General features: G+C 72.8%; 10 protein-coding genes and 1 pseudogene. 5 read left to right on the forward strand and 6 right to left on the reverse strand.

The window, feature by feature from the left end; translation table 11 throughout:
* Positions 1–54: 54 nt before the first annotated feature.
* On the forward strand, positions 55–2,406 hold the full coding sequence (gene secD / locus HUV60_RS02380; protein ID WP_257852567.1) for a protein translocase subunit SecD: 2,352 nt from the start codon (positions 55–57) through the stop codon (positions 2,404–2,406).
* Positions 2,407–2,577: 171 nt separating this feature from the next.
* Here the strand turns inward: secD and HUV60_RS02385 are convergent.
* Positions 2,578–3,354, reverse strand: a pseudogene (locus tag HUV60_RS02385) (ABC transporter transmembrane domain-containing protein); the annotation flags it as partial.
* Positions 3,355–3,851: 497 nt separating this feature from the next.
* On the opposite strand from HUV60_RS02385, the gene HUV60_RS02395 reads away from it, so the two are divergent.
* Positions 3,852–4,949, forward strand: coding sequence for a mechanosensitive ion channel family protein (locus HUV60_RS02395; RefSeq protein ID WP_257852566.1), 1,098 nt, complete (start codon positions 3,852–3,854; stop codon positions 4,947–4,949).
* Positions 4,950–5,099: 150 nt separating this feature from the next.
* Positions 5,100–7,319 (forward strand): NADP-dependent isocitrate dehydrogenase, encoded by a 2,220-nt coding sequence (locus tag HUV60_RS02400; RefSeq protein ID WP_257852565.1) that lies wholly within the window; start codon positions 5,100–5,102, stop codon positions 7,317–7,319.
* A 129-nt stretch (positions 7,320–7,448) separates the two neighbouring features.
* On the opposite strand, the gene HUV60_RS02405 is transcribed toward HUV60_RS02400, so the two are convergent.
* Complete coding sequence (locus HUV60_RS02405; protein WP_257852564.1) at positions 7,449–7,790, reverse strand: DUF5713 family protein; 342 nt, start codon at positions 7,788–7,790, stop codon at positions 7,449–7,451.
* 99 nt (positions 7,791–7,889) lie between these two features.
* Here HUV60_RS02405 and HUV60_RS02410 point away from each other — a divergent pair, with 99 nt between their 5' ends.
* Positions 7,890–8,696 (forward strand): N-formylglutamate amidohydrolase, encoded by an 807-nt coding sequence (locus HUV60_RS02410; protein WP_257852563.1) that lies wholly within the window; start codon positions 7,890–7,892, stop codon positions 8,694–8,696.
* An 80-nt stretch (positions 8,697–8,776) separates the two neighbouring features.
* Here the strand turns inward: HUV60_RS02410 and HUV60_RS02415 are convergent, their stop codons facing one another.
* Genes HUV60_RS02415 through HUV60_RS02425 form a run of 3 tightly spaced genes read right to left on the reverse strand, consistent with a single transcriptional unit; the run spans position 8,777 to position 11,384 of the window.
* Complete coding sequence (locus tag HUV60_RS02415) at positions 8,777–9,295, reverse strand: hypothetical protein (protein WP_443047491.1); 519 nt, start codon at positions 9,293–9,295, stop codon at positions 8,777–8,779.
* Positions 9,296–9,318: 23 nt separating this feature from the next.
* The gene (locus tag HUV60_RS02420; RefSeq protein ID WP_257852560.1) at positions 9,319–9,957 is read right to left on the reverse strand and encodes an RNA polymerase sigma factor; all 639 of its coding nucleotides are present in this window, start codon (positions 9,955–9,957) and stop codon (positions 9,319–9,321) included.
* Positions 9,954–11,384: a S8/S53 family peptidase gene (locus HUV60_RS02425; RefSeq protein WP_257852558.1), complete on the reverse strand. Its 1,431-nt coding sequence runs from the start codon at positions 11,382–11,384 to the stop codon at positions 9,954–9,956. The genes HUV60_RS02420 and HUV60_RS02425 overlap by 4 nt, the downstream gene beginning before the upstream one ends.
* A gap of 247 nt (positions 11,385–11,631) precedes the next feature.
* Between HUV60_RS02425 and HUV60_RS02430 the strand changes: the two genes are divergently transcribed.
* Positions 11,632–14,223: a CHAT domain-containing protein gene (locus HUV60_RS02430; protein ID WP_257853169.1), complete on the forward strand. Its 2,592-nt coding sequence runs from the start codon at positions 11,632–11,634 to the stop codon at positions 14,221–14,223.
* Positions 14,224–14,252: 29 nt separating this feature from the next.
* Here HUV60_RS02430 and HUV60_RS02435 read toward each other — a convergent pair whose 3' ends face one another.
* Entirely contained in the window at positions 14,253–16,073 is a 1,821-nt protein-coding gene (locus HUV60_RS02435) for a LuxR family transcriptional regulator AbsR2 (RefSeq protein ID WP_257853166.1), read from the reverse strand.
* Positions 16,074–16,184: the final 111 nt, after the last annotated feature.

A 16,184-nucleotide genomic window follows, 5' to 3' on the forward strand; every position in this document is an offset into this window, starting at 1 on the left:
TCTTCCTCTCTGCCGCGTGCCCGACCGGCCGCGGTGCGACTGCTGGAGTCATCCGTGAAAAATTCCGCCCGTATCCGGGCGTTGTTCGCACTCGTCGTGATCGCCGTGTCCGTCTACATCGCCGTGACGGTCCCCGTCCGCCTGGGACTCGACCTGCGCGGCGGTACCCAGATCGTGCTGGAGACCCGCTCCACCGAAACCCTCGAGGCCGACGGTGAGGCGACCGACCGCACGCTCGAGGTCCTGCGCGGCCGGATCGACGCGCTCGGCGTCGCCGAACCCACCATCGTCCGCTCCGGTGACAACCGGATCATCGTCGAGCTGCCCGGTGTGCAGGACCCCCGGCAGGCCGCCGAGGTGCTGGGCCGTACCGCGCAGCTCACCGTCCACCCGGTACTCGGACCCGGTACCGGGTCCGACCCCGACGATCCGCTGCCGAAGGGCGAACGCGTCCTGTCCGACGAGGCCGGGGAGCGGCTCCGCCTGGCCCCCGCCGCGCTCACAGGCGAGGACGTGGAGGGCGCCGAGGCCGCCTTCGACCAGCAGGGCGCCGCCGGCTGGCTGGTCACCGTGGACTTCAAGGACGACCGGGGCTGGGCGAAGCTGACCGGCGAGGCGGCCTGCCACCCGGCGGGCGATCCGCAGCGCCGGGTCGCGATCGTGCTGGACGACAAGATCATTTCTTCGCCGCAGGTCGATCCCTCCGTGGCCTGCGGTGCCGGTATCACCGGGGGATCCACCCAGATCACCGGTTCGTTCACCAGCGACGAGTCCCGCGAGCTCGCCCTGCTCATCAGCGGCGGCGCCCTCCCGGTGCCGGTCGAGACAGTCGAGCAGCGGACCGTGGGACCGACGCTGGGTGCCGAGGCCATCGAGTCGAGCGCCTGGGCGGCCGTCGTCGGCACCGCCCTGACCGCGCTGTTCATCATCGTCGTCTACCGGCTGATGGGGCTCCTGGCCACCCTGGCTCTGGTCTGCTACGGGGTGATCTCCTATGCAGCCCTCGCGGCCCTCGGCGCGACGCTGACCCTGCCGGGTCTGGCCGGCTTCGTCCTGGCGATCGGTATGGCCGTCGACGCCAACGTGCTGGTCTTCGAACGAGCGCGCGAGGAGTACGGCCATCGCGGCCGACCCAGCAGCCGCTCGGCGCTGACCGCCGGTTTCAGGGGCGCGTTCAGCGCGATCGCCGACTCCAACATCACCACGCTCATCGCGGCGGTGCTGCTGTTCCTGCTCGCCTCCGGCCCGGTGAAGGGCTTCGGCGTCACCCTGGCCATCGGTGTCGTCGCCTCCATGATCAGCGCGCTGGTGATCACCCGGGTGTTCGCCGAGTTCGCCGTGGCGCGCCGGTGGGTGCACCGCCGGCCGGAGGTCACCGGGCTGGCCTCCCTCGGCCGGGTCCGCAAGTACCTCATCCGCCGTGACCCGCAGCTGATGCGCCGCCCGCGCCGCTGGCTGACGGTGTCCGTCCTCGTACTCGTCGTCACCGGCTCGGGCATCCTGGTGCGCGGGCTGAACTTCGGTGTGGAGTTCACCGGCGGCCGCCTGATCGAGTACTCGACCAGCGGCACGGTCGACCCGGACCGGGCTCGGGCGGCCCTGGCCGACGCCGGTTTCCCGCAGGCCGTCGTGCAGTCCTCCGGGGACAACCGGCTGACCGTGCGCACCGAGGAGCTGAGCAACGCCGAGGCGGTCGAGGTCGCCGAGGCCGTCGGCGAGGTCGGCGGCGGGGCGGAGAAGGTCCGCGACGAGCTGATCGGTCCGAGCCTCGGGGACGAACTGCGCCGCAACGCGCTGATCGCGCTGGGCCTGGCCCTCGGCGCCCAGCTGGTGTACCTCGCTGTCCGGTTCCGCTGGATGTTCGGTACGGCCGCGGTCGGCACCCTGGCGCACGACGTGGTGATCCTCACCGGCATCTTCGCCTGGTTGGGCAAGCCGGTCGACGGGGTGTTCCTGGCCGCGCTGCTCACCGTGATCGGTTACTCGGTGAACGACTCCGTGGTGGTCTTCGACCGCGTCCGGGAACTGTGGGCCAAGAACCCCGGGGCTCCGCTGGCCTCGTCCACCAACCGGGCGATCCTGCAGACGCTGCCCCGTACGGTCAACACCGGTATCGGTGTGATCTTCATCCTGACCGCGCTGGCGGTGCTCGGCGGTGACTCGCTCACCGACTTCGCGCTCGCGCTGCTGATCGGCATCGGGGTGGGCACGTACTCGTCGGTGCTGACCGCCTCACCGCTCGCCATCGAACTCGACGCGTACAGCGCGGGGCATGGCGGCGGCGGGCGTGGGGGCGCCGGCCGCAGTCATGGCCGGGGCAGTCGTGGCCGTGGCGGTTCGAAGAGCGGGAAGCCCGGAGACGGGGAGAGTTCCGTGCGGAGCGGGGCGGACCCCCGCGAGGAGTGACGCGGGACGGCCCTCCGCAGGAAACCGCAGGCGGCCGTAGGCAGCCGGGCGCCGTCGCCGGCCCCGGACCCGGACCCGGCGCTCACGCGTACGCCCCACGGGGGGGGCGTCGGGTTTCAGGTCCTGGACGCGGGACGGGCCCTACACCGCCCCCGCCGCGCTCCACTCCTGGTCCGCGGGCCGGCGGGCGCGCAGCGCGAACTCCTCCGGCTCCTCCGACTCCTCCCCCGGGCGGCCGAAGAGCTTGACGAGGGTGGCGCCGGGCGCGGAGAAGTGCTCGGTCATCCGGGTGCCCGTGGCCGCGTCCAGGGCGGCGGCCTCGCGTTGCATCCTGGCCGTGCGGCGGCCCATGCGCCGGGCGGGGACGACGGACGCCGGCAGCAGGAGCAGGGCGAGCAGGGTGATCCGCCAGGACAGGGTGAGCATCACCACCAGGGCGAGCACCAGCGTCACCACGTTGCCGACCACGGTGGACAGGGTGTTGCTGAAGGCCCGCTGGGCGCCGATCACATCGTTGTTGAGGCGGGAGACGAGCGCGCCCGTACGGATACGTGTGAAGAACGCGACCGGCATCCGCTGCACATGGTCGAAGACGGCGGTCCGCAGATCGAGGACGAGTTCCTCCCCGAGGGACGCCGACAGTCTCCGGCCGCGGATGCCGAGCGCCGCCTCCACCACCGCGATCAGCGCGATGAGCAGGGCCAGCCGGACGACCGCGGCCGAGTCACCGCCGGTCACGCTGGTGTCGACGACGCGTCCGGCCGGTACGGGGGTGGCGACGGCGAGCGTCGCGGTCGCGGATCCGAGCAGGACGAAAAGGGCCGTGCGGCGGTGCGGGCGGGCGAACCCCGCGATGCGGCGCAGCGTCCGGCGCACCAGGGAGCGTTGTTCCTCCGCTGCGGTCATGACGCTGCGCAGCTGGGTCCAGGCTGTGGTCCCCATGCTCATGCCGGAAAAGGTAGAACCTCAACCATTGTCGAGGTCAAGACCTGCCGCCCGCACGGGGTGGGCGCGGCCTGTCCGACCCGGGTGGCCGCCGCGTGCACCCGGCGGGGCGCGGTCCTCGAACGGCTGCCGACGGCGCGGCTGCCGGCCACCCGGTTCGCGGTGGGGGGGCGGCCGCGGTGGCCACGGCGGTGGTGCTGGCGTTCCGGGTCGCCACGGTGTGGCTGCCGCTGCCGCCCGGAGCGCTGACGCTGGGCGCGCCGGTGCGGCCGAAGGCGATCTGACCAGGGCCGCAGCAGGCCGCCCCGCGGCCACGGCGCGGTACGAACTGCCCTTGTGGATACGGCAGGATGAGCGATTGCGCCGACCGCCGGCCGGCCCGGCACGGCACAACCCTCCCGGGCCCCACTCTCCCGGGCATCCCCGAACGCAAGCAGGTGACGAGACGTGACACGACATCACATACGGTCCACGGCAAGGTCGTTCGCCGGAGGTGAGCGATGACGCGCGCGCTCACCATGAACGACATGCTGTACGCCGGTATCGCGATCGTCGCGGGCCTGCTCGCGGCGTTCCTGCTGCGCATGCTGCTGCGCTGGCTCGGCCGGCACGCGGACCGCACCCAGTGGCGCGGTGACGACGTCGCCGTGGCCGCCCTGCGCATGATCGCGCCGTGGGCGGCGGTCGCGGGCGGCGCCGCGTCCGCGGCGGCGGCGCTGCCGCTGACCCGGACCGTACAGCACAACATCAACCAGACACTGACGGTGCTGGTCATCTTCGCGGCGACGGTCTCGGTGTCCCGGGTGGTGGCCGGCCTGGTGCAATCGGTGACCCAGGCCCGGTCCGGCGTCGCCGGCTCGGCCACGATCTTCATGAACATCACCCGGATCCTGGTCCTGGCGATCGGCTTCCTGGTGATGCTCCAGACGCTGGGCATCTCCATCGCCCCCCTGCTCACCGCCCTCGGCGTCGGCGGTCTGGCGGTCGCGCTGGCGCTCCAGGACACGCTCGCCAACCTGTTCGCAGGCATCCACATCCTCGCCTCCAAGACCGTTCAGCCCGGGGACTACATCCGGCTGAGCAGCGGCGAGGAGGGCTACGTCGAGGACATCAACTGGCGCCAGACGACGGTCCGCGAGCTCTCGAACAACCTGGTGGTCATCCCCAACGGGCAGCTCGCGAAGACGAACATGACCAACTTCATGCGCCCCGACCAGGAGCTGACCATCCTGGTGCAGGCCGGGGTGTCCTACGACAGCGACCTGGAGCAGGTGGAGCGGGTCACCATGGAGGTCGTCGCCGAGGTGATGACGGAGATCACCGGGGCGCTCCCGGAGCACGAGCCGGCGGTGCGCTTCCACACCTTCGGCGACTCCCGCATCGGTTTCACCGTGATCCTGGGCGTCGGCGAGTTCAGCGACCAGTACCGGATCAAGCACGAGTTCGTCAAACGGCTGCACCGGCGCTACCGCCAGGAGGGCATCCGCATTCCATCGCCCGCGCGGACGGTGGCGCTGCAGCAGGGCTCGGTGGTGTTCCCGCAGCAGCGCGGCGCCGAGCCGGAGCCGGACGGTATGACGGCGTCCCGGCCGATCTGACGTACGGCGGGCCGACCGGTCCGCAGGGGTCCGAAACCCACGGGAGCCGGCACGGTCGGCTCCCATCCGGTCCGGACCCCTGTCGAGCTCGGGGCGCGTACGGGATATCTTGATGTCGAGCAATGTTGCAGACGTGGAGCGGAGCACCCGGTGACTGACTCGACCATCATCTATACGCACACTGACGAGGCCCCCGCCCTGGCGACGTATTCGTTCCTGCCGGTGGTTCGGGCGTACGCCTCCCAGGCCGGTGTCCCCGTGGAGACGCGTGACATCTCGCTGGCCGGACGCATCATCGCCGTGTTCCCGGAGCACCTCACCGAGGACCAGCGCATCCCGGACGCTCTCGCCGAGCTCGGCGAGCTGGCGAGGACCCCCGCAGCCAACATCATCAAGCTGCCGAACGTCTCGGCGTCGATCCCCCAGCTCAAGGCCGCGGTGACCGAGCTCCAGGGCCAGGGCTACGCGCTGCCGGACTACCCGGACGACCCGAAGACCGACGAGGAGCGCGAGATCCGCGCCCGTTACGACAAGATCAAGGGTTCCGCCGTGAACCCGGTCCTGCGTGAGGGCAACTCCGACCGCCGCGCCCCCGCCTCGGTGAAGAACTACGCCAGGAACCACCCGCACCGCATGGGTGCCTGGACCGGCGAGTCCAGGACCGGTGTGGCGACGATGGGTGAGAACGACTTCCGCTCCACCGAGAAGTCCGCGGTGATCGCCGAGGACGGTGCGCTGCGCATCGAGCTGGTCGGCGACGACGGCACCACCACGGTGCTGCGCGAGTCCGTACCCGTCCTGAAGGACGAGGTCGTCGACGCCTCCGTGATGCGGGTCGCCGCGCTGCGCGAGTTCCTCACCGCGCAGGTCGCCCGCGCCAAGCAGGAGGGTGTGCTGTTCTCCGTGCACCTGAAGGCCACGATGATGAAGGTCTCCGACCCGATCGTCTTCGGTCACGTGGTACGCGCCTTCTTCCCGAACACGTTCGCGCGGTACGGCGAGCAGCTCGCCGCGGCCGGTCTCAGCCCGAACGACGGTCTGGGCGGCATCTACAAGGGTCTCGAGGGCCTGCCCGAGGGCGCCGGGATCAAGGCCTCCTTCGACGCCGAGCTCGCCGAGGGCCCGAAGCTGGCGATGGTCGACTCCGACAGGGGCATCACCAACCTGCACGTCCCCTCGGACGTCATCGTGGACGCGTCCATGCCCGCCATGATCCGCACCTCCGGCCACATGTGGGGCCCCGACGGCCAGGAGGCCGACACCCTCGCCGTCCTGCCGGACTCCAGCTACTCCGGCGTCTACCAGGCCGTGATCGAGGACTGCCGCGCCAACGGCGCCTTCGACCCGTCCACCATGGGCTCGGTGCCGAACGTCGGACTGATGGCGCAGAAGGCCGAGGAGTACGGCAGCCACGACAAGACCTTCGAGATCCCGGTCACCGGAACCGTCCGCCTCGTCGACCAGGCCGGCAACGCCGTCCTGGAGCAGGCCGTCTCCGCCGGTGACATCTTCCGCGCCTGCCAGACCAAGGACGCGCCGATCCGCGACTGGGTCAAGCTGGCCGTCACCCGTGCCCGCGCCACCGGCTCCCCGGCCGTGTTCTGGCTGGACGGGACCCGCGCCCACGACGCCCACCTGATCGCCAAGGTCGAGCGGTACCTCGCCGAGCACGACACCGAGGGCCTGGACATCCGCGTCCTGAACCCGGTCGAGGCCACCAGGCTGTCCGTGGAGCGCATCCGCCGCGGTGAGGACACCATCTCGGTCACCGGCAACGTGCTGCGCGACTACCTGACCGACCTGTTCCCGATCCTGGAGCTGGGCACCAGCGCCAAGATGCTGTCGGTCGTCCCGCTGATGGCGGGCGGCGGCCTGTTCGAGACGGGTGCGGGTGGTTCCGCGCCCAAGCACGTGCAGCAGCTGGTCAAGGAGAACTACCTGCGCTGGGACTCCCTGGGAGAGTTCTTCGCCCTGGTGCCGTCCCTGGAGCAGTTCGCCGAGACCACGGGCAACGCCCGCGCCAAGGTCCTCGCCGACGCCCTCGACCGTGCCACGGCAACCTTCCTCAACGAGGACAAGTCCCCGAGCCGTCGCCTCGGCGGCATCGACAACCGCGGCAGCCACTTCTACCTGTCCCTGTACTGGGCGCAGGAGCTGGCCGGGCAGACCGACGACGCGGACCTGGCGAAGGCCTTCGCCCCGCTCGCCGAGACCCTCACCGCGAACGAGCGGAAGATCGTCGACGAACTGGCCGCCGTCCAGGGCGAGCCGGCCGAGATCGGCGGCTACTACCGGCCCGACCCGGCGAAGGCCGCCACGGTCATGCGTCCGTCCGCCACGTGGAACGAGGCGCTGGCGTCCCTGAGCTGACGCCACCGGGCAGTCCCGCGAGGCCGGGCCTCGCGGGACTGCCCGTTCCGCCCCGCCCGGCAGCACGCCCGGCCGGGGCGGAGCCGTGTCCGCGGGCCCGAGCCGTCGTCTCCGGCCACCCTCTTCGGTTCACCACTCGCGGGGGGCGATCAGCTCCTCCACGTCGGCGTCAGTGAACCCGTAGGACTGGGCTACGAACCAGAAGTCCTCGGCTATCGCCTCGCGGGCCACCGTCTCGATCTCGCTGCCCGCCTCCACGAACACGGTCTTCAGGTCGTTGAACTCCTCGGTCGCTGCGTGGGTGAGGAGGTGGAGAGCGGGCAGGCCAGCGGGCCGTTCCGCCTCGATCCGCGCGCACAGGGCGAGCAGGATGTCGCGGCCCCGGTCGACGACGTGGTCCGGGTAGTAACCGTCCCGGTACAGGTCCCGGAGGAACGGATGGGCGGTGACCTGTGCGTTGGTGAGGGGCATGGGATCGGTCCTCGGTCTCGGTGCGCCGGCTGCGTTGTCAGTGGTGTGTGGCACCTTGATCCTGCCGTACCCCACTGACAACGCCCCTGGAGCGGCCGTATGACCGAGGTCCCGCCGGTACCGCAGTCCTTCCGTCTTCTTCCCGGTGCCGGGGACTCCCCCGTGATCCTCCATGTGCCGCACTCCTCACGGAAGATACCGGCCGAGGTGCGGTCCGGGATCGTACTGGGCGACGCGGAGCTCGAGCGGGAGCTGGACCACATCACCGACGCGCACACCGCCTCGATCGCCGAGGCCGCCGCCGAGGCGGCCGGGATCACTCCGTGGCGGTTCGTCAACGGGCTGTCCCGGCTGGTGATCGATCCCGAGCGGTTCCCGGACGAGCGGGAGGAGATGCTGGCGTCCGGGATGAGCGCGGTCTACACCCGGACCACGCACAAGGAGGTCCTGCGGCCCGACGGATTCGAGCACGGGCCGCTGGTCGAGCGGTACTTCCGTCCGTACGCACAGGCCATGACCCAGGCGGTGGCGGACCGCCTGGCGACCACCGGGCGAGCCGTGATCATCGACGTCCACTCCTATCCCACCGCGCCCCTGCCCTACGAACTCCACGGCGAGGGCCCCCGCCCGCCGGTCTGCCTGGGCACCGACGGCTTCCACACGCCGGCCGGCCTGCTCGACGCGGCCCTCGATGCGTTCGCGCCCTGCGGGAAGACGGGACTCGACAGCCCGTTCGCCGGGACGTACGTACCGCTGGAGTTCTTCGGGAGGCGGGCGGAGGTGACGGCGCTGATGGTGGAGATCCGTAGGGACACGTACATGACCGAGCCGGGCGGTCCCGCGGGCCCGGGCCTGCGGGACCTCGCCTCGGCCCTCGGGAGCCTGGTGGACGCGGTGTCACGCTGACCGGGTGCGGGTCCCGCCCGTCACCCGGCCGTGCGCGGCCGTACCGCGTACGGCCGGCGGTGTCCGGTCCGCCGTACGGCTCAGGTGCGCAGCCACTCCGTCTCGACCACGTTCCCGGCAGTCCACAGACGCAGGGCGAACGGGCCGGAGGGCGGGGTGGCTCCGGTGAAGCGGCCCATGTCGTCGGCGGTGAGGGAGGGGCCCGGCTGCGGTCCGCCCAGCACCTCGATCCGGGCCGGCCGGGGCGGCAGGAGCTGCCCCATGAGGCCGTGTGCGGTCACCTCGACGTCCACGGTCACCTCGCCCACGCTGAACGTGAGCATCCGCGGCGGGTCCTCGGCGCCTCTGACCGGGATGGCGTCGACCAGCGAGTCGAAGGTCAGCTCGGCCACCCTGGTGTCCAGGTCGTGCAGCGCGTGGGCGTCCACGGCGATCTGCAACAGCGCCGGCGGCAGCGGGTCCAGGACCGCGGCGGCCTGCCGGAGTTCCTCCTCCAGCAGGTCGACGTCGGCGTCCCCGGCGGCGGACTCCGCCGTCCCGGGGTGCTCGCCGAGCGCGCCGTCGCCCGGGCCGCCGTCCATCCCGTCCATCCCGTCCATCCCGTCCGTGCCGTTCACGGCGTTCACATCGCCCCCCGTGCCTCGAGCCGGGCCCGCAGCCGGCGCAGACAGCGCTGGCGCAGGGGCCCGATACTGCCCACCGCGATACCCAGCGCGGCGGACACCTCCTGATAGCTGGGCGGCGGCGAGGCGATCAGCACGCGCAGCAACTGCCTGCACCGGTCGCCGAGTTCCTCGAACTCCTGCCACATCCGCCGTACCCGTTCGCTCTGGGCGGCGGCTTCCTCCGCCTCCAGCAGCGACTGCTCCGGTGTGCCGTCCTCGCTGACCCGGTCCAGGAACTGCGGGTCGTCCGTCAGGGTCAGCCGACGCGCGTTCCTGAGCACCTTCAGGCACTCGTGCCGTGCCGTGCTGGCCAGCCAGGCCCCGGTCTTCTCCGGTTCACGGATGCGCCCCAGGTTCTGGGCGAAGCGGAACCAGACCGTCTGGTAGACCTCGTGCGCGTCCGCGTCGGAGAGCCGGTGGGCCCGCACCACGGACCACACCAGGGGGCCCAGCCCCTCCACGATCGCCTTCCAGGCCGCCGCGTCGCCGCCGACGGCGGACTGGACCAACGCGCCGACATCAGTACGGTCCACGTCCCCACCCCTCGTGTACGGCACGTCATCGTACGCCGTGGAAGGGACGGTTCCGGACCTCATGTCCGGGGGGAGGGGAGCGCGACCGGCGTGGGACGCCAGGTGGCCGGAATGAGCGCCGGTACGTTCATCCCTCGCACCTCGGCGACCTCGCTGTTCGCGTCCATCAACTGCTGCCGGGCCTTGCGCGGGTCGGCCTCGGCCCGCGCGGTCATGTGGGCGGCGACCATGCCGACGGCGACGGGAGTGGCGAACGAGGTGCCGCTCCACTGGGCGAGGCCCTCGAACATCACCTGGTCCGGCTTGCCGGAGCCGTGCTCCTCACTGAGGACACCGGTGTGCCGGGGGTGGCTGCAGGTGCAGGCGTAACCGAAACCGTAGCGGCAGGCGTCGTAGGTGGAGTGCTGGTACACGTACGGCACGGGGGTCTCGAAACCGGTGAGTGCGCTGGTGAGGCGCTCGCCGGGGGCGTAGGCCTTCACCCAGGCGCCGTGGTTGCTGAAGCAGGCACCGAAGTCGCCGTCGCCGCGCAGGGCACCGATCGACAGGACGGCGTTCTCGAAGCCGGGGAGGTCTGCGTAGGCGGCGGGCCAGAACGGCGTGGCGCTGGAGTTGTTGCCGGCGGCGGCGACCAGCAGGGTGCGCTGCTGCCTCAGTTCCCGCATGAAGGCGTCGACGCCGAGCAGTCCGTCGGTGCGGCCGTTGGAGGTGCCGGCGGAGAGGCTGATGACGTCGGGCCACCCGCCCTGGTCGACGGCCTCGAACAGCTTCTCGCCGAACTCGGACTCCAGGATGGCACCGGCGTCGTTCAGGGTGCCGCGGACGGTGATGTCCGTGTGGGGCGCGACGGCCGCGACGAGCCCCGCGATGAATGTGCCGTGACCGCAGTACTGCCTCAGGACGCCGTCCTCCCCGCACTCCTCGACCTGGGCGTCGCCCCGGGTGTGGGCGAGGAGGGGGTAGGACCGGTAGTCGTTCATGAGGCCGGTGTCGACGACGAGGACACCGACGGCACCGTCCCCTGCGTGCGCGCCGTCGGCGACGGCCGGGTTGGGCTGCGCGTCGGCCCCCACGGGGACGGGCTCGTCGCCGGGGCAGGCGTTGACGGCGATCGACACCACGTGGTTGCGGCTGACAAGCCGGCGGCCGGTACGGCCCTCCGGCTCCCGCAGGGCGCGCAGGGCGCCCGCGACGGCGGGGTCGCCGCTGCCGTCGCCCTGCCCGGGGTCGGCGACCCGGATGCGGGTGATGCCCGAGCGGTTGCTCTCCGGGCCCGCCCGGCGCACGTGGTCGGCGGTCAGGCCGGCGAACGTGGTGAAGTGCTGTCGCACGGTGTCCTCGACGAGGCGGGCCTCCTCGCCGTCGCGGGCGAGCACGACGCCCTTCTCGTAGAGGAACTCTCCCGCGTCGTCCGGGCCGATCGCCAGGGGGACGTCGGGCATGGAGCGCTGGATCTGGCTGTACTGCTCACGGAATCGCTGTGGTGCCATGGCGTGTCCTCCACCGGGGCGATGGCGGCCGGGGCCGCGGGAACTGTCGTGGAGCGGAGTCGATGTCGTCGGGTGATGCTGTCGTCGGTCGGTGCTGCAGTCCGACGGCGTCGGTTGGACGGCGCGTCGTGAATCAGAGTCACAGGAAGGTTTTTTGATACGACGTCATACCTTTGGGGCGCGGTTGCGGAGCACTACCATCCATGAGGTGACAGCGGGAAGCGAATCGGTGCTGGAACTGCTGCCGATGGTGTTCGCCGACCCGGGCGAGGCCCTGGCGGGGGCGGAGAAGGTGCTGGGTGGCCGTCCCACGCCGCTGCACGCGTCCGTCGCCCACCAGGTGATCGGCATGTGGCAGCGGGACTTCGGCGACATGCGGCTGGCCCTGACCCATCTGCGGCGGGCCCGTGACTGGGCGGCGCGCGCGGACTCGACCGAGCGGGAGGCGGACGTCCTGGGCACCCTCGGGGTGGCGTTGGTGCACGCGGGGCGCACTCGGCAGGGCCTGGAGGCCCTGAGCCGTGGCGTCGAGCGGTGCACCGGGCACACACGCGCGCGCGTTCTGTTCCGGCGTGCGTACGCGTGGTGGGTGCTGGGGCACCACAAGGAGGCGCTGGAGGACGTACGGCGGGCGATCGCCGTGCTGCGGCAGGTGGACGACGTGATCTGGACGGCGCGCGCCCTGACCCTGCGCGCGACGGTGCATCTGGCGCTGGGCGCGGTGGAGCGGGCGGAGGCCGACTTCACCGCGGCGGAGGCGCTGTGGGACACCACGGGCCAGGAGCACGACAAGGCGGACGCCGTGGAGAGCCGGGGTCTCGCCGCGTTCCGCTCCGGCGACGTCCCGGCGGCGCTCAGACTGCTGGACGAGGCGGAGGAGCGTTACGCCAAGCTCGGCACACCGACGTTCATGCTCGACATCCGGCGCTGCGAGGTGCTGATGGCGGCGGGACTTGCGTCCGAGGCGCTGGCCGGGGCGGACGCGGCGGTCAAGGCGCTCGACGGGATCGGCGGCCAGTCCACCCGCAAGGCGGAGCTGCTGCTGGCCGCCGCGCGGGCGGCCCGGCTGACGGACGACCCGCAGACGGCGATCGCCCGCGCGGCGCTCGCCGTACGGCTGTTCTCGGGACAGCGGCGCACCTGGTGGGAGACGCACGCGCGGCTGGTGCTGATCGAGGCGCGGCACGCTGCCGGACGCGGTTCGGGGCGGCTGGTCGCGGAGGCGGCCGCGGTGGCCGACCGGCTGGCCGCGCTGGGCGCGCCGACGGCGCCGGAGGCGTCGCTGCTCGCGGGCCGGATCGCTCTGGACCTCGGCTGGACGGCGGACGCCGAACGGCATCTGACGGTCGCCGCCCGCAGCAGACGCAGCGGACCTCCGCTCGCGCGGCTGACGGGCTGGGCGGCGCAGGCGTTGCGGGCGCAGGCGGCCGGGTCCGCTCGGGGTGTGCTGGAGGCCTGCCGGCGAGGGCTCGACGTGCTCGACGACCACCGGATGACGCTGGGCGCGTCGGAGCTGCGGGCCCGTGCCACCGCGCAGGGCGCGGAGCTGGCCGCTCTGGCGCAGCGGGCGAGCCTGGTCTCGGGCGGGCCGCGGCGGCTGCTGGTGTGGAGCGAACGCTGGCGGGCCACCGCACTGTCCACGCCGCCCACCCGGCCGCCCGCCGACCCTGCGCTGCTCAGCGGCATGACGGCCTACCGGGAAATCACCGCCCGCGCGGAGGAGGCGCGGAAGGACGGCAGGGCCGTACCGGCACTGGAGCGGGAACAGCGGCGTCTGGAGCGGGAGATCCGTTCCCGCACCCTGCACGTGCGCGGTACGGCGGCCGGCGGCCGGGGCCGCTTCGACGTCGGGGACAGGTTCGATGTCGGCAGGCTGCTGCGGCGGCTGGGCGACAGCGGTGACGTCCTGCTGGTGGAACTCGCCGTGCTCGACGGGCGGGTGCAGGTGCTGCTGTGCGGGCAGGGGCGGGTCCGGCGGTTCGAGGCGGGGCAGTTGGCAGCGGCGGAGACCGAGGCCGAGCATGTGCAGGCCGGACTGCGGCGCCTCGCCCATCCGGGGGCTCAGGCACGGCTGCCGGTGGTGGAGGCCGCGGGCAGGCGTCTGGAGGAGCTGCTGCTGGGTCCGGCGGCGGCGCATCTGGGCACCGGTCCGCTGGTGGTCGTACCGCCGGGGCGGCTGCACCGGGTGCCGTGGGCGCTGCTGCCGTCTTTGCGGGACCGGGTGTTCAGTGTGTCGCCGTCGGCGAGCGGCTGGCTGCGCGCACGGGAGACCGCGCCGCCGTCCGGGGGCCGCCAGGTGCTGGTGCGCGGCCCCGGGCTCGCAACGGGCGGCGCGGAGGTGGCGGAGCTCGCCGGCCGGTACGGCGGGGCGCGGGTCCTGGAGGAGGACGACGCGAGGGTGGAGCGGGTCCTGGAGGAACTGGACGGGGCCGAGCTGGCGCACATCGCCGCGCACGGCGAGTTCCGTGCGGACGGCCCGCTGTTCTCCTCGCTGCGGATGGCCGACGGGCCACTGATCGTGCACGACTTCGAGCGGCTCGACCGCAGCCCCTACCGGATCATCCTCTCCTGCTGCGACACCGCGCGGTTCGCCAGCGTGGGTGCGGACGAACTCCTGGGCCTGGTCACGGCGTTGCTTCCGCTCGGCACCGCGGGCGTGGTGGCGTGCAGCGCGCCCGTCAACGACGCCGCGGTGGTGCCGTTGATGCTCGCGCTGCACAGAGGGCTCGACGCGGGCCTTTCCCTGGCCCAGGCCCTGCGCGACGCACGGGCCTCCCTGCCGGGCGACGCGGTGCACCGGGCCACCGGGTGGGCGTTCTCGGCGTTCGGCGCGGCCTGAGCGGAGTTCTTGGGGCCGGGGTACGGAAGTCAGACGGGCTGGGCCTCCCCGGGTCCGGCCGACCGGTGTCCTGCCATGCGTGGTTCGGCCGACCGGGGTTCCGTCGGCCGGAGTTCCGTCAGCCGGGGCAGGGCGGTGCGGTCGCTCGCGCCGAGGCGGGTGTAGGCGCTGTACAGGTGGTTGCCGACGGTGCGGACCGACAGGGTGAGGCGCTCGGCGATCTGCCGGTTGCTGAGACCGGTGGCGGCAAGGGTGACGATCTGCCTCTGCCGTGCGGTGAGTTCGCCCAGGACCAACCCCGCCAGCGCGGGGGTGCGGGCGCCCTGGCAGCGGCGGGCGAGGGTGACGGCACGGGTGCGTGCGGTGCGGGCGGCTCCCGGGTCACGGTGGGCGGTGGCGGCCTGGGCGTAGGCCTCGGCCGCGAACAGCAGGAAACCGCGCTGTTCCAGCTCCCCCGCCGCACGGTCCAGGGCGGGGCCGTCGGTGTGCGCGAGGGCGTCGGCATGGGCGGCGAAGACACCGGTGAGCCGCCCGGCGGCCCGCTCGGGGGTGCCCAGGCGGACGGCGTCGTAGGGGTCGTGGGAGGGGCGGCCGACGTGGGGGGCACCAGGGCCGTGCCGCACACTTGTGGTGCCGCCCGACTGTGCTTCGGCGAGGGCGAGTTCGGTTCGGCAGGAAAGGGCGGAGGGCGTCGTACGCAGTCCCTCGCGGGCCCATGCGGCAGCCTCCCGCACCTCACCCCGCAGCCGCGCGAACCGGGCCCTCAGCGCCGCGTACCCGGCGGGCACCGGGGTGCCCTCCGCCACCAGCCAGTCTCCCACGGGCGCCGGGACCGTCCGGACGTCGTCCTGTCCGACCAGCGTGGTGAGGGCGGCGGCCTCGGCGGCCAGGGCGGGTCCGTACTCCTCGGGAGCGCGGGCCAGCCGTCGCGCCCGCAGCCTGCCGGCCGCGGCCCGCAGGACGGAGCCGTGCAGGGCTTGGGTCAGGCGAAGGATCCCCTGGTCGTCGACGTGGACCAGCCCGTCGTCCTCCAGGCGTTCGAGGGCGTCGAGGGCGAGACCGTCCGGGCTCTCCGGGCTCACCCGGTTCACCGGCAACGGTTCGGCGAAGGCAAGGCGGTCGAGCGTCTCACGCTCGCCGGGGCCGGTGCGGGCGAGCAGGTGGGCGGTGCGCTCGCGGACGGCCGGGGTGAGCGGCACCGGGCCGCGCCAAGCCCACCCGGCGGTGCCCGGTACGCGGGTGAGCCGACCGCGTTCCCGCAGCGCGCCGAGGAGTTCGCGCAGCAGCCGCAGGTCGCCGCCGGCGAGGCGGTGCAGCCGGTCGACGGTGAGCGGCTCCAGGGTCCGGCCGTCCGGACCCGCCGCGACCAGGGGTGCGGTCTCCTCGCGGGGCAGTGGCTCCAGGGCCAGGCGGGACAGCAGTTCACCGGTCCACAGCCGGGACACCGCGGCGGGCACGGGGGCCCCGTCGGTGACGGCGATCAGCAGCCGGGTGTCCGACCGTACGGCGAGTTGGTGGACCAGGGCGGCGGAGGAGTCGTCGAGCAGGTGGGCGTCGTCGACCAGCAAGGTCCTTGTTCCGGAGAGGAGTCGGACCGCGCGGTGCAGGGTGACCGGTTCCGGCAGCAGCGGGGCGAAGGCGGCGAACGGTATCCGGTGGGTCTGCGGGATTCCCGTGACCCGGACGCAGTCGGTACCGCGGACGGCCTCGGTCACGAGCCGGGTCTTGCCCCGCCCCGCCGGCCCAGCCACCACGAGGCCGCGCCGGGCGCCGGTCAGCGAGCGCCGTATCAGATGGAGTTCGTCCCCACGGCCGGTGAACGGCCAGACCGGCAAGGGCTCCGGCGCCACCGCGCCCGTCGCGTACGGCGGGCGTCTCCCGTCCCGCTCGGCCGGCGTGGACGGCGTCTTCGGCGTGGTGTGCGCGGGTGGTGTGGTGCGCGTGGCCGTGGGCCCCGGGAA

This window comes from Streptomyces sp. KMM 9044 (assembly GCF_024701375.2).
Lineage (GTDB): Bacteria > Actinomycetota > Actinomycetes > Streptomycetales > Streptomycetaceae > Streptomyces.